The sequence below is a fragment of the Pseudomonas baetica genome, from assembly GCF_019733355.1.
Classification (GTDB): Bacteria; Pseudomonadota; Gammaproteobacteria; order Pseudomonadales; family Pseudomonadaceae; genus Aquipseudomonas; species Aquipseudomonas baetica_A.
In genome coordinates, this window is sequence record NZ_JAIHLQ010000004.1 from 53,672 (window position 1) to 67,954 (window position 14,283).

A 14,283-nucleotide genomic window follows, 5' to 3' on the forward strand; every position below is an offset into this window, starting at 1 on the left:
CAAACAGCGAGAACCGAAATGTCCGAAGACAACATCCTCACCGCCCACGGCTGGGTTCGCGGCCGGCTGATCCACGAACACGGCAAAATCGTGTCGATCGAAGGCGTGCCCTGCGATCCGGCTGATAACGACCTGCCTTATCTGCTCCCGGGCTTCATCGACCTGCACGTTCACGGTGGCGGCGGCAAAGACATCATGGAAGGTGCCAGCGCCTTCGAGACGATCACCAAGACCCATGTGCGTTTCGGTACCACTTCGCTGCTGGCCACCACCATGACCGCACCCAGCGCCGAGATTTCCAGCGTGCTCAAAGCCGTCGGCGAGTTCTGCGAACAGCGCCCGGCCAACAGCGCCCGGGTGCTCGGCGTTCACCTTGAAGGCCCGTACATCAACCCCGGCAAACTCGGCGCCCAACCGAACTTCGCCCACACCGCGTTGATGGCCGAAGTCGAGGAATACCTGGCTCTGGCGCCGATCCGGGTGATCACCATTGCCCCGGAAATTGCCGGCCACGACGGTTTGATCCGTGAGCTCAGCAACCGTGGCATCCGCATGCAGATCGGCCATACCCTGGGCAGTTACGAGGAAGGCGTCGCCGCGCTGGAGGCCGGCGCGACCAGCTTCACCCATTTGTACAACGCCATGAGCCCGCTGCATCACCGCGAACCGGGGATCGTCGGCGCGGCACTGGCCCACGCCAAATACGCCGAGCTGATTCCGGATTTGCTCCACGTACACCCCGGTGCCATCCGCGTGGCCCTGCGCTCAATCCCGTGCCTGTATTGCGTCACCGACTCGACCGCAGCGGCCGGCATGCCCGACGGTGAATACAAACTTGGCAGCCACACCGTGACCAAATGCCTGGGCGGCGTGCGACTGCCCGACGGCACCCTGGCCGGCAGCACCCTGACGATGGACCAAGCCCTGCGCAACCTGGTGAAGATCGGTTTGCCGATCAGTGAAGCGTCGCAGCGTCTGTCTCAATTTCCCGCCGACTACCTCGGCATCAACGAACGCGGGCGCCTTGAACCCGGCGCCTGGGCCGACTGCGTGCGGTTGGATCGCTCACTCACACTGACCGCCGTCATGGTCGAAGGAGAAGACATTGACTTCAAAAATGCTTGAAGAGGCGCTGTCCTCGTTTGAGGCCGTGCAAGCCCAACTGCAACAGCTCGACCCACAATTGATCGAGATCGCCGGGCGCCTGCGCCGTCAGCCGCCGCAAGTGGTGATGACCGTCGCCCGGGGCAGCTCCGACCACGCGGCGAGCTACTTCGCCTACCTGACCATGCAGCAATTGGGCGTGCCGGTGGCATCGTTGCCGATGTCGGTGGTGACCATGCAACAAGCGCCGTTGAAGGTCAGCGGACAAGTGGCCTTTGCCTTCTCGCAATCGGGTCAGAGCCCTGATCTGGTCAACAGCCTGCGCTTGTTGCGCAAGCGTGGAGCGCTGAGCGTTTCGATGGTCAACGCCGCCGATTCGCCACTGGAAGCCGCGTGTGAATTCAGCGTGCCGCTGCTCGCCGGCACCGAAAGCAGCGTCGCCGCGACCAAGAGTTTCATCGCCACCCTCAGCGCCAGCGCCCGTTTGATCGCGCACTGGAAAGAGGACAACGAATTGCTCGAGGCGCATAACGCCCTGCCTGAAGGCCTGCGCGACGCGGCGCAACAGGACTGGAGCGCGGCCATCGACGTACTGCGCGATTGCGAACGCCTGATGGTCATCGGTCGTGGTGCCGGTTTCGCCATCGCCCAGGAAGCCGCGCTGAAATTCAAGGAAACCTCGGCGATCCAGGCCGAAGCGTTCAGCAGCGCCGAAGTCCGTCATGGCCCGATGGCGCTGATCGACGAACACTATCCGTTGCTGGTCTTCGCCCCACGCGGTGCCGAGCAGGCCGGCCTGCTGAGCCTGGCGGCAGAGATGCGTCAACGCGGCGCTCGCGTATTGCTGGCAGCGCCGGATGACGTCACCGAACGCGACCTGACCCTGACCCGCGCCGAACACCCGGCCCTCGACCCGATCCTGGCGATCCAGAGTTTCTACGTGATGGCTGCCGGACTCGCCGTGGCCCGTGGCATGGACCCGGATCAACCGCGCCACTTGAGCAAAGTGACCCGTACGCACTAAGTCCGACTGACTGCACACCTGATGAGACCGAGCCATGCACAACAACAATAAAGAGCTGACCCTCAGCGCCCCGCTCAGCGGCCCGGTGCTCACGCTCGCCAAAGTCCCGGACGCGGTGTTCGCCAGTGGCGCGATGGGCGATGGTATTGCCATCGACCCGATCAATGACACCCTGTATTCGCCATGCGCCGGGGTGATCATCCACGTCGCCCGCACCGGCCATGCCCTCACCGTGCGTGCCGACAACGGCGCGCAAATCCTCCTGCACCTGGGCCTCGACACCGTTGAACTGAACGGCGAAGGCTTCTCGATGCTGGTCAAGGAAGGCACGCGAGTCAGCAAGGGGCAACCGCTGTTGCGCTATGACGTCGACAAGGTCGGCCAGCAATGCAAAAGTCTGGTGAGCCTGTTGATTCTGACCAACAGTCAAGACTTCCAGGTGCGCCCGATCACCCTCAAAACGGTGAAAGTCGGCGAGCCGTTGCTGCACATCATCTCGCGCAACAACTCGGCGGCGAATACTGAAGACGTTGGCGGGCCAGAGGTTCAGGGCCATGTGCAAGTCGCTCATCGCGGCGGTCTGCACGCCCGGCCGGCAGCGCTGATTCGCCAGACTGCGCTGGGTTTCAAGAGCCAGTCGCAGCTGCACTTCGCCGGTAAATCGGCGCCGTGCAACAGCCTGATCGGGTTGATGGGATTGGCGGTCGGCGAACAGGATGAGGTGCAAGTCAGTTGTCAGGGTTCGGACGCCGAAGCCGCCCTGCAAGCGTTGCTCACGGCATTGGCCACCGCGCTACCGAATGATCATCACGTCGCCGCGCCGATCAGCGTTGCACCGCTCAAGCGCCCGGCCGAGGCGGATGTGTTGCACGGTGTGTGCGCCGCACCGGGGTTGGTGGGCGGGCCGTTGTTTCATTTGAATGCGATCAGTTTGCCGGCGGACGCGGGCAATCATGATCCGCTGGCGCAACAGCAAACACTTGAAGCGGCGCTGGATCAGGTGCGCGGCGAAATCGGCAGCACCCTCGCCCAAGCGAAACAACACAGGAGCGCCGACGAAGAAGCGATTTTCGCCGCGCATCTGGCCTTGCTCGAAGACCCGGCCCTGCTCGACGCCGCACGACAATCCATCGAGCAAGGCACGGCCGCCACCCATGCGTGGAGTCAGTCGATCGACATCCAGTGCGACGTGCTCCAGAAAACCGGCAGCGCGCTGCTGGCCGAGCGCGCCAACGACCTGCGCGACCTCAAGCAACGCGTGCTACGCGCCCTGCTTGGCGAAGCCTGGCATTACGAGGTGCCGACCGGTGCTATCGTCGCCGCCCATGAACTGACCCCATCGGACTTGCTGCAACTCAGCGCTCAAGGTGTCGCCGGATTGTGCATGGCCGAGGGCGGTGCGACGTCGCACGTCGCGATTCTGGCGCGGGGCAAAGGTCTGCCGTGCATGGTGGCGTTGGGTGCGGCTCTGCTCGATCAGCCGCCAGGCCAAGCAGTGGTCCTCGACGCCGACGGCGGGCGCCTCGAACTGACGCCCGGCACTGAACGTCTGGCCGACGTCCAGCAAGCGCAAATCGACCGCCAACAACGCCGCGATGCGCAACAAGCCAAGGCTCATCTGCCCGCCGAAACCCGCAATGGCGTGACCATCGAAGTGGTCGCCAATGTTGCGTCCAGCCATGAAGCGGCGGATGCGTTTGCCAACGGCGCCGACGGTGTCGGTCTGTTGCGCACCGAGTTTCTGTTCGTTGACCGCCAGACTGCGCCTGACGTCGAAGAACAGCGCGCCGCCTATCAAGCCGTCATTGATGCCATGGGCGATAAGTCAGTGATCATCCGCACCATCGACGTCGGCGGCGACAAGCAACTCGACTATCTGCCGCTGCCCGCCGAAGCCAACCCGGTGCTCGGTTTGCGCGGCATTCGTCTGGCCCAGGCCCGCCCGGAAATCCTCGATCAGCAACTGCGCGCGCTGCTGCAAGTCAGCCCGTTGCAGCGTTGCCGGATCCTGTTGCCGATGGTCACCGAAGTCGATGAGTTGCTGCATATCCGTCAGCGGGTCGATGCCTTGTGTCTGGAACTGAACATCACTCAACGCCCGGAAATCGGCGTGATGATCGAAGTCCCCGCCGCCGCATTGCAAGCCGAACAACTGGCCGAACACGCGGACTTCCTGTCCATCGGTACCAACGATCTCTCCCAATACACCTTGGCCATGGACCGCGACCACGCCGGCCTCGCCGCACGGGTCGATGCCTTGCACCCGGCGCTGCTGCGCCTGATCGCCATGACCTGCGAAGGCGCGGCGGTGCACAAACGTTGGGTCGGTGTGTGCGGCGCCCTCGCCTCGGACCCGTTAGCGACACCAGTGCTGATCGGCCTCGGCGTTACCGAACTCTCGGTGAGCCCGGTGCAGATCGGTGAAATCAAGGATCGCGTGCGCCAGTTGCACGAAGCCGAATGCCAACGCCTCGCCCGCGACTTGCTCAAGCTGAGCAGCGCCTCGGCCGTGCGTCACGCCTGTCATCAACATTGGCCTCTGCGCTAACAAAAAAGCTCTCTATAAAAGAGCAGGGAGAACCCCATGTACCAACTCTTCATCGAAGGCCTGCAACGCCTCGGCCGCGCGCTGATGTTGCCGATCGCGATCCTGCCGATTGCCGGGCTGCTGCTGCGCCTGGGTGATACCGACCTGCTGAACATCGCGATCATCCACGACGCCGGCCAGGTGATTTTCGCCAACCTGGCGATGATCTTCGCCATCGGCATCGCCGTCGGTTTCGCCAAGGACAACAACGGCACCGCTGGCCTGGCCGGGGTGATCGGTTATCTGGTGATGATCTCCACCCTCAAAGTGCTCGATGCGAGCATCAACATGGGCATGCTCGCCGGGATCGTCAGCGGCCTGATGGCCGGCGCGCTGTACAACCGCTTCAAGGACATCAAACTGCCGGAGTACCTGGCGTTCTTCGGTGGCCGGCGTTTCGTGCCGATTGTCACCGGGTTTGCGGCGGTTGGCCTGGGCGTGGTGTTCGGCTATATCTGGCCGCCGATCCAGCAAGGCATCAACAGCTTCGGCAGCCTGATGATGGAAAGCGGCAGCTTCGGCGCCTTCGTCTTCGGCGTGTTCAACCGCCTGCTGATCGTCACCGGCCTGCACCACATCCTCAACAACATGGCGTGGTTCGTGTTCGGCAACTTTACCGACCCCACTACTGGCGCACTGGTGACCGGCGATCTGTCGCGTTACTTCGCCGGCGATCCAAAGGGTGGCCAATTCATGACCGGCATGTTCCCGATGATGATCTTCGGCCTGCCCGCCGCGTGCCTGGCGATGTACCGCAACGCCCTGCCGGAACGGCGCAAGGTCATGGGCGGGATCTTCCTGTCGATGGCGCTGACGTCATTCCTGACAGGCGTGACCGAGCCGATTGAATTCGCCTTCATGTTTCTGGCGCCGTTGCTGTATCTGCTGCATGCGCTGCTGACCGGGTTGTCGATGGCAATCACCAATGCGCTGAACATCCATTTGGGCTTCACCTTCTCCGGCGGTTTTATCGACATGGTGCTGGGCTGGGGCCGGTCGACCAATGGCTGGTTGGTGGTTCCGGTCGGGCTGGCATATGCCGTCGTGTATTACGTGGTGTTTGATTTCTGCATTCGTCGTTTCAACCTGAAAACGCCGGGGCGTGAGGACGTGGCGACGGCTGAAAAAACCGTGTTAGCCGAAAACGAACGCGCCGGGGCTTACATCAAGGCACTCGGTGGTGCAGAGAACCTTGTGACTGTCGGTGCCTGCACGACCCGTCTGCGCTTGGAGATGGTGGATCGCAACAAAGCATCCGATGCCGATCTGAAAGCGTTGGGTGCGATGGCCGTTGTGCGCCCGGGCAAGGGTGGCAGTTTGCAAGTTGTCGTAGGGCCGATGGCCGACAGCATTGCTGATGAAATTCGACTGGCGATGCCGGCGTTGGGGCGTGCTCTGGTGGCGACGCCTGCGGTGGTTGCCGAAGAGCCGAAAGCGCTTGTGGTCGCGGGTTCGGAAGCTCAGCAGTGGCTGAATGCGCTGGGCGGCGGCGACAACGTGCTGCAACTCGATTGCATTGCCATGAGCCGAATTCGACTGCTGCTGGCCGATGGCAAGGCCCTGTCGGAGGCGCAGTTGAAAGAGCTGGGTTGTCAGGGTGTCAGCCAGTTGGAAGGCGGGGTCTGGCATTTGTTGGTGGGGGATAAAGCAGCGAGTTTGAGTGGAGCGCTTGAGGCGTTGGTCAATCGCAGTGAGGTCGGTGCAAAGGTTTAAATCTACAGCGTCTGAGCGGTCCTCTTCGCGAGCAAGCCCGCTCCCACAAGGTGATTGCATTCCAGATGGGGAGCTGGCTTGCCAGCGATGACGCCCGTCGAGCCTCTACTCAATCAAAACTGTGGGAGCGGGCTTGCTCGCGAAGAACGATGACACGGTAAACCTGATCAATCAGGTTTGCGGGTCTACCCGATCCAGTGCCCGGTTTACCGCCAGTTCGGCGAGCATGACGATTTGCTGGATGCCTAACGCCGTGCTGCGCTGCGAACCGCTTAGCTCATCGGCGAAGTGGCTGGCGGCAGTGCTTGCCGAGGCTAACGATTCGCAGGCGTGAGCGAGCAGGCTTTCGGTATCGACCTCTGGGCAGACCATGAACATGGTGCTCGGTCGGCGTGGCTTTGCGGGTTCGGGGCACAGGTAGAAGTCGAGGGCGCGTTTGATGGCTTCGCGGTTTCGGGCCAGGTCTTCAGCGCGGAGGGCTTCTTCGAGTGGGGTTTTGGTTTCGGGTGGGTCGGGTACGGGCTTGGTCATTGAAAAACTCCTTAATGATCGGAGCCATCCAATTGCCGTTTCTCACGCGGCGAAATGGTGGCAGCTATGTGCGGGGTGAGAAACCGGGCAAGGAGCAGAACTTCCGGCCAGACCGAAGTCTGCCCGCACACAGCCGCCATAAATTGATTGCAGGCAGCAATAAGCTGGCGGCGATTATGACGTACCGATGCTGGAATAACACTTCTTGCCCGGGTTCTCACACCCGATCACCGATTTGCGGTGACAGCCAAAGACTAGAGACCCGACGTCCGACGGACAACCTGAAAACCTTGTGGGAAGGTTCTGGCGATCTCACATCCGATTAAACAACGCCAATCGCCTCCCTCGTGTAGGCGCTGCCGAAGGCTGCGATCTTTTGACTTTGACGTTTCAACATCAAAAGCAGGATCAACAGATCGCAGCCTTCGGCAGCTACACACGTGAGCCGGTGCATTCAGGAATGAAATCGCCCCCACATTGCCGGCACTGTCAACTGTCAGGTCTGACAGTTGACCGCCTCGGTCGACCTTATTACGTTGACTGAATCAGGCCGTTTTATGTCGTAGCCTCGATAACTCAACGCTCAACTCATCAAGGATGGCTATGACATGACAGAGAAAATGACAGACGCAGAACAACGAGAACACCTGATCAAAACCTACAGAGACCTTGACGCAAACCAGGACGGAAGCGTTTCTCTCGAGGAATTCACAAAAGGCACCAAGGGCTACAGCAAGTTACTCAGAGAGACGGTTTGGGATGCATTCAACAGAGATCAGGATGATGGTTTAAGCCTGGAAGAGTACCTGGACAGCCAAAATGCGAAGCCTGCTGAATAGTTAACCGCCATCGCTGACAAACCACACAGAAAAGCAAAAGCAGCGCCCCCTCGCCCGCTTCGCCCCACACACTCAACAGGATGAGCGTTAGCTCGGCTGCAGCTCTTGATCTTGATCTTGATCTTGATCCACAGGCCCCGTCGGCAGGCTGAGCGCAGGGATTCATCCGGGGAGAACATCGAGAGGAGGTGCAGCGAAGCAAACCGGAGGCGATGCCCCGGATGGATCCCGGAGCGAAGGAACCCCGAGCCTTAGCGAGTGGGCCGAACGTTGGGGCAAGCCTTTTGGGTTACCTTTTCGGCGTTTGGAAAAGGTGACCCGCCGTAAGGGCGGAACCCTAAGCCGCCGTGACCACAGCAATGGATATGTACTCAGTCAGCCAGAACATCATTGCCTGAGCCGACGCCTTCGCGAGCAAGCCCGCTCCCACATAGGAACCCCATCGCGCAAAAAATCGGGGGCAACAAAAAACCCGCAGACAATCACTCATCTGCGGGTTTCTTGTAATAAGCGGCTATCAGAAATCTTCCAGCCGCCACACTTCATAAGCCGGTGTCTCGTACGGGTGGCTCAACTTCAAAGCCGCCACTACAGAGCGAATCAACTCATCCGCCACCACAAGCTCAACCTTCCATTCCTCAACCTGCTCGACCTGCCCTGCTTGCCCAATAAACGGCTGGCTGCCGTCCAAAGGTCGAAACTGGCCCAAACCGAGCACCTGCCAAGCACAGTGGTCATAGTCCCCGATCCGCCCACCACCGGCAGCGAATACGGCTTCCTTGACCACCTCGACATGACTGTCAGGAACAAAAAACGCCAGCTTGTACACGGACCTTAGTTAACCCACACACGAGCATTACGGAACATACGCATCCAAGGCGCGTCTTCGTTCCAGTCTTCCGAACGCCACGAGTTCTGCACTGCACGGAACACACGCTCCGGGTGCGGCATCATGATCGTCACGCGGCCATCACGGCTGGTGAGACCGGTAATCCCGCGCGGCGAACCGTTCGGGTTAGCCGGATAGCGCTCGGTGACCTTGCCATGGTTGTCGACAAAACGCATCGCCACACAACCCGACAGATCCGCTTCCAGCAGTGCTTCTTCGCTGGAAAACTCGGCGTGACCTTCACCGTGAGCAATGGCGATCGGCATACGCGAACCGGCCATGCCCTGCAGGAAGATCGAGTTCGACTCCTGAACCTGAACCATCGCCACGCGCGCTTCGAACTGCTCGGAGCGGTTGCGCACGAAGTGCGGCCAGAACTCGCTGCCCGGGATCAGTTCGTGCAGGTTGGACATCATCTGGCAACCGTTGCACACGCCGAGGGTGAAGCTGTCGTTGCGTTCGAAGAAGCCCTGGAACGCATCGCGGGCGCGGCTGTTGAACAGCGCCGACTTGGCCCAGCCTTCACCGGCACCCAGTACGTCGCCGTAGGAGAAACCACCGCACGCCACCAGACCTTTGAACTCGTTCAGGTCGACACGGCCGGCCAGAATGTCGCTCATGTGCACGTCGATCGCGTTGAAACCGGCGCGGTCGAACGCTGCCGCCATTTCAACCTGACCGTTGACGCCCTGCTCACGCAGTACGGCAACCTGTGGGCGGATGCCTTTTTTGATGTAAGGCGCGGCGACATCCTGGTTGACGTCGTAGCTCAGCTTGACGCTCAGGCCCGGGTTGTCTTCTTCCAGCAGCACGTCGAACTCTTGTTCGGCGCAGTCGGCGTTGTCACGCAGACGCTGGATCTGGTAGCTGGTCTCGGCCCACTGACGTTGCAGCAGACGACGCTGGCCTTCGAACACGGTGTCACCGTTGAAGGTGATGTTGATCTGGCCATTGTTGATCGGCTGACCGATCACCGAAACACAGTCGCCCAGACCGGCCGCGCTGAACTGCGCGAGGATGTCTGGCGTGGCGTCCTGACGAACCTGAATCACGGCACCCAGTTCTTCGTTGAACAGGATGGCGGCGATTTCAGCGGAGCTTTCGGCAACGCTGTCCAGGTTAAGACTCAGACCGCAGTGGCCAGCGAAGGCCATTTCCACCACAGAAGTCAGCAGACCACCGTCGGAACGGTCGTGGTAAGCCAGCAGGTGACCGTCGGCGTTGAGGCCCTGGATCACGGCGAAGAAGGCTTTCAGGTCTTCGGCGTCATCGACGTCCGGCGCGTGCTTGCCGAGCTTGCCGTGTACTTGCGCAAGGATCGAAGCACCCATGCGATTCTGCCCGCGACCGAGGTCGATCAGGATCAGGTCGGTGGTGCCCTTGTCCATGCGCAGTTCCGGGGTCAGGGTCTGACGGATGTCAGCCACTGGCGCGAAACCGGTCACGATCAGCGACATCGGCGAGGTCACGGTTTTTTCTTCGCCGTTGTCGTTCCAACGGGTGGCCATGGACATCGAGTCCTTGCCCACCGGAATGGTGATACCCAGCTCAGGGCACAGTTCCATACCGACCGCTTTCACGGTGTCGTACAGACGTGCGTCTTCACCCGGGTGACCGGCAGCGGACATCCAGTTCGCCGACAGTTTGATGTCGGAGAGCTTGTTGATGCGCGAAGCGGCAATGTTGGTCAGGGTTTCGCCGATGGCCATGCGGCCCGACGCCGGAGCGTCCAGCAGCGCCAGCGGAGTCCGCTCGCCCATCGCCATGGCTTCACCGGTGTAGACGTCGAAACTGGTGGCGGTAACGGCCACGTCGGCGACCGGAACCTGCCATGGACCGACCATTTGGTCACGGGCCACGAGGCCGGTGATGGTGCGGTCACCGATGGTGATCAGGAAGCTTTTGCTCGCCACGGCCGGGTGATGCAGAACACGTTCGATGGACTCGGTGATGTCGAGGTTCGACGGATCGAAGTCATCGCCCAGCTCGGCTTCACGCACCACCGAACGGTGCATGCGCGGGGCTTTGCCCAGCAACACTTCCAGTGGCATGTCCACCGGGTTATTGCCGAAGTGGCTATCCGTGACAGTAAGCTGCGGCTCGGCGGTGGCTTCACCGACTACCGCGAATGGGCAACGCTCGCGTTCGCAGATCGCCTGGAAGCGCTCGAAGTCTTCCGGGCCAACGGCCAGCACGTAGCGTTCCTGGGATTCATTACTCCAGATTTCGTGCGGGGCCATGCCCGGCTCGTCGTTTGGAATGTTGCGAAGTTCGAAACGGCCACCGCGGTCGCCGTCGTTGACCAGTTCCGGGAAGGCGTTGGACAGACCGCCCGCCCCCACGTCGTGGATGAAGCTGATCGGGTTCTTGTCGCCCAGTTGCCAGCAACGGTCGATGACTTCCTGGCAGCGACGCTCCATCTCAGGGTTTTCACGCTGTACGGAAGCGAAGTCCAGATCCGCCGAGCTGGTGCCCGTGGCCATGGAGGAAGCCGCACCGCCACCCAGACCGATCAGCATCGCTGGGCCGCCGAGTACGATCAGTTTGGAACCGACGACGATCTCGCCTTTCTTGACGTGTTCTTCGCGGATGTTGCCCATGCCGCCAGCGAGCATGATCGGCTTGTGGTAACCGCGAACTTCGTCACCGTGCGGGGTGGTGATCGCTTGTTCAAAGGTACGGAAATAACCGGTCAGGGCCGGACGACCGAATTCGTTGTTGAACGCGGCGCCGCCGAGCGGGCCTTCGATCATGATGTCCAGCGCGGTGACGATGCGCTCAGGCTTGCCGTACGGCACTTCCCACGGCTGTTCGAAGCCCGGGATTTGCAGGTTCGACACGGTGAAACCGGTCAGGCCAGCCTTAGGCTTGGCGCCACGACCGGTTGCACCTTCGTCACGGATCTCGCCACCGGAACCGGTGGATGCGCCCGGGAACGGGGCAATCGCGGTTGGGTGGTTGTGGGTTTCAACCTTCATCAGGATGTGCACCGGCTCCTGCACCGCGCCGTACTGGCGGGTCTCAGGGTTCGGAAAGAAACGGCCGGCAACGTTGCCGACGATCACCGAGGCGTTGTCCTTATAAGCCGACAGAACGCCTTCGCTGTGCATCACGTAGGTGTTCTTGATCATGCCGAACAGGCTTTTTTCCTGGCTCTGACCATCAATATCCCAACTGGCGTTGAAGATCTTGTGGCGGCAGTGCTCGGAGTTGGCCTGGGCGAACATCATCAGTTCGATGTCGTGCGGGTTGCGCTGCAAACCGTTGAAGGCGTCGACCAGGTAGTCGATCTCGTCTTCGGCCAAGGCCAGGCCCAGCTCGGTGTTGGCTTTTTCCAGCGCGGCGCGACCGCCGCCGAGGATGTCGATCGCGGTCAGCGGCTTCGGCTCGGCGTGGCTGAACAGGCCGGCAGCCTGTTCGAGGTTGGCCAGAACGATCTGGGTCATGCGGTCATGCAGGACATCGGCAATCTGCTGTGCTTGGGCGTCGCTGAACTGACCGGCCACGTAGAACGCGATGCCGCGCTCCAGGCGCTGGATCTTGCTCAGACCGCAGTTACGAGCGATGTCGCTGGCCTTGCTCGACCATGGCGAGATGGTGCCAAAACGCGGCAACACCAGGAACAGACGGCCGGTCGGCTCTTGAACCGGAACACTTGGACCGTACTTCAGAAGGCGCGCAAGCACCTGCTGTTCGTCGCCGGTCAGGACGCCGGTGACTTCGGCGAAGTGAGCGAATTCAGCATACAAGCCACTGACAGCCGGAACCTTCTGGCTCAGTTGCTCAAGGAGTTTGCTGTGGCGAAAGGCAGAAAGGGCAGGAGCGCCGCGCAGGATCAACATCTTCGGGACAGCCTCGGGAAGGGGTGTGCTTTGAGGCCGTGCATTCTAGCCTAAACCGCCCTCAACATCACCCGAAACGCTACGCACGGTTGCACCCGGACGTCGATCTGTGTTTCTGATTCGCAAGTCAAATTTACCCAGCCCGCGACAACGGCTTATTTTTGCTGTAACAAAATGCCCGGCAGGCCCGTTTCTGTGGGGTTTCGCTCGGTTTTGTGATCGCTAGCAGACAAGCCCTGCACTGTCGAGATATGGCGCCCGCGGTCCTTTGCGTATACTGCGCAAATGTTTTTCCCAAAGGCTTTGCGTCCGCGGTACGCCAAATGGCTGATCGCAACCGGACTCTTCCTGTTGCTCGGTGGCTGTGTTGATAAACCCAACACACTCGAGCGCGTAAAGGAGGATGGTGTGCTGCGGGTGATTACCCGAAACAGCCCCGCCACCTACTTTCAGGATCGCAGCGGTGAAACCGGCTTCGAATACGAGCTGGTGAAGCGCTTTGCCGAAGATTTGGGTGTCGAGCTTAAAATCGAGACTGCCGACAACCTTGACGACCTCTTCGACCAGATCGGCAAACCGAACGGCCCGGTCCTGGCTGCCGCCGGGCTGGTCAGCAGTGACCAGCGCAAGAAACAGGTGAGGTTTTCCCACGCCTACCTCGAAGTCACCCCACAGATCATCTATCGCAACGGCCAGTCACGGCCCACCGACGCCGGTGACCTGGTGGGCAAGAAGATCATGGTGCTCAAGGGCAGCACCCACGCCGAGCAACTGGCCGAACTGAAACAGAAATACCCCGCCATCGAATACGAAGAGTCCGACGCGGTTGAAGTGGTCGACCTGTTGCGCATGGTTGATGAAGGCCAGATCGACCTGACCCTGGTCGACTCCAACGAAGTGGCAATGAACCAGGTGTACTTCACCAACATCCGCGTGGCCTTCGACCTCGGCGATGCGCGCAGCCAGAGTTGGGCCGTCGCACCGGGAGAAGACAACAGCCTGCTCAACGAGATCAACAGCTATCTGGACAAGGTGCAGAAGAACGGCACCCTGCAACGCCTCAAAGACCGCTATTACGGGCATGTCGACGTCCTCGGCTACATGGGCGCCACCACGTTCGCCCAGCACTTGCAGCAACGCCTGCCCAAATACGAACAGCACTTCAAGACCTATGCCAAGAAAGAGAAAGTCGACTGGCGCCTGCTCGCGGCCATCGGTTATCAGGAATCACTGTGGCAACCGACGGTCACCTCGAAAACCGGCGTACGCGGGCTGATGATGCTGACCCAGAACACCGCTCAGGCCATGGGTGTGTCCAACCGACTCGATCCGAAGCAGAGCATCATGGGCGGCGCGAAGTACCTGGCTAACATGAAGGATCAGCTCGACGATTCGATTCAGGAGCCGGATCGCACCTGGTTTGCCCTGGCGGCGTACAACGTCGGCAGCGGTCATCTGGATGACGCCCGCAAACTGGCCTCCAAAGAAGGCCTGAACCCGAACAAGTGGCTGGATGTGAAGAAAATGCTGCCGCGCCTCGCGCAGAAGCAGTGGTACAGCAAGACCCGCTATGGCTACGCCCGGGGCGGCGAGCCGGTGCATTTTGTCGCAAACATTCGTCGCTACTACGACATCCTCACTTGGGTGACCCAGCCGCAGCTTGAAGGTGATCAGGTGGCTGAAGGCAACCTGCATGTACCGGGGATCGACAAGTCCAAACCGACTCAAGAGCCAGCCCCGCTCTAGCCCAGATA

Annotated in this window: 9 protein-coding genes; 6 read left to right on the plus strand and 3 right to left on the minus strand. The window is 60.8% G+C overall.

The window, feature by feature from the left end; all coding sequences use genetic code 11:
• Positions 1–18 precede the first annotated feature (18 nt).
• Genes nagA through nagE form a run of 4 tightly spaced genes read left to right on the plus strand, consistent with a single transcriptional unit; the run spans position 19 to position 6,428 of the window.
• The gene (gene nagA, locus K5E40_RS04950) at positions 19–1,125 is read left to right on the plus strand and encodes an N-acetylglucosamine-6-phosphate deacetylase (RefSeq protein ID WP_221729901.1); all 1,107 of its coding nucleotides are present in this window, start codon (positions 19–21) and stop codon (positions 1,123–1,125) included.
• Positions 1,106–2,128 (plus strand): SIS domain-containing protein, encoded by a 1,023-nt coding sequence (locus K5E40_RS04955; RefSeq protein WP_221729902.1) that lies wholly within the window; start codon positions 1,106–1,108, stop codon positions 2,126–2,128. The genes nagA and K5E40_RS04955 overlap by 20 nt, the downstream gene beginning before the upstream one ends.
• A 34-nt stretch (positions 2,129–2,162) precedes the next feature.
• On the plus strand, positions 2,163–4,676 hold the full coding sequence (ptsP, locus tag K5E40_RS04960; protein ID WP_221729903.1) for a phosphoenolpyruvate--protein phosphotransferase: 2,514 nt from the start codon (positions 2,163–2,165) through the stop codon (positions 4,674–4,676).
• Between the two features lie 36 nt (positions 4,677–4,712).
• Positions 4,713–6,428 carry an N-acetylglucosamine-specific PTS transporter subunit IIBC gene (gene nagE / locus K5E40_RS04965; protein ID WP_221729904.1) on the plus strand — a complete coding sequence of 572 codons (1,716 nt, stop codon included), beginning with the start codon at positions 4,713–4,715 and terminating at the stop codon, positions 6,426–6,428.
• Positions 6,429–6,599: 171 nt separating this feature from the next.
• Here nagE and K5E40_RS04970 read toward each other — a convergent pair whose 3' ends face one another.
• Positions 6,600–6,959, minus strand: coding sequence for a DUF6124 family protein (locus tag K5E40_RS04970; RefSeq protein ID WP_221729905.1), 360 nt, complete (start codon positions 6,957–6,959; stop codon positions 6,600–6,602).
• Positions 6,960–7,567: 608 nt separating this feature from the next.
• Here K5E40_RS04970 and K5E40_RS04975 point away from each other — a divergent pair.
• On the plus strand, positions 7,568–7,798 hold the full coding sequence (locus K5E40_RS04975; protein WP_221729906.1) for a hypothetical protein: 231 nt from the start codon (positions 7,568–7,570) through the stop codon (positions 7,796–7,798).
• A gap of 517 nt (positions 7,799–8,315) precedes the next feature.
• Here the strand turns inward: K5E40_RS04975 and K5E40_RS04980 are convergent.
• Both K5E40_RS04980 and purL read right to left on the minus strand, forming a co-directional pair.
• Positions 8,316–8,627: a YqfO family protein gene (locus K5E40_RS04980; protein WP_221729907.1), complete on the minus strand. Its 312-nt coding sequence runs from the start codon at positions 8,625–8,627 to the stop codon at positions 8,316–8,318.
• A 5-nt stretch (positions 8,628–8,632) separates the two neighbouring features.
• A complete protein-coding gene (gene purL, locus K5E40_RS04985; RefSeq protein WP_221729908.1) occupies positions 8,633–12,529 on the minus strand; it encodes a phosphoribosylformylglycinamidine synthase in 3,897 nt (1,298 codons plus the stop codon).
• Positions 12,530–12,814: 285 nt separating this feature from the next.
• Here purL and mltF point away from each other — a divergent pair, with 285 nt between their 5' ends.
• The gene (mltF, locus tag K5E40_RS04990; protein WP_221729909.1) at positions 12,815–14,275 is read left to right on the plus strand and encodes a membrane-bound lytic murein transglycosylase MltF; all 1,461 of its coding nucleotides are present in this window, start codon (positions 12,815–12,817) and stop codon (positions 14,273–14,275) included.
• Positions 14,276–14,283: the final 8 nt, after the last annotated feature.

What these genes read in the sequence shown, in the direction of transcription:
- purL (WP_221729908.1), bottom strand. Translation starts at nt 12,529, where the DNA reads ATGTTGATCCTGCGCGGCGCTCCTGCCCTTTCTGCCTTTCGCCACAGC.
- K5E40_RS04970 (WP_221729905.1), bottom strand. Translation starts at nt 6,959, where the DNA reads ATGACCAAGCCCGTACCCGACCCACCCGAAACCAAAACCCCACTCGAA.
- nagA (WP_221729901.1), top strand. Translation starts at nt 19, where the DNA reads ATGTCCGAAGACAACATCCTCACCGCCCACGGCTGGGTTCGCGGCCGG.
- K5E40_RS04975 (WP_221729906.1), top strand. Translation starts at nt 7,568, where the DNA reads ATGACAGAGAAAATGACAGACGCAGAACAACGAGAACACCTGATCAAA.
- nagE (WP_221729904.1), top strand. Translation starts at nt 4,713, where the DNA reads ATGTACCAACTCTTCATCGAAGGCCTGCAACGCCTCGGCCGCGCGCTG.
- mltF (WP_221729909.1), top strand. Translation starts at nt 12,815, where the DNA reads ATGTTTTTCCCAAAGGCTTTGCGTCCGCGGTACGCCAAATGGCTGATC.
- ptsP (WP_221729903.1), top strand. Translation starts at nt 2,163, where the DNA reads ATGCACAACAACAATAAAGAGCTGACCCTCAGCGCCCCGCTCAGCGGC.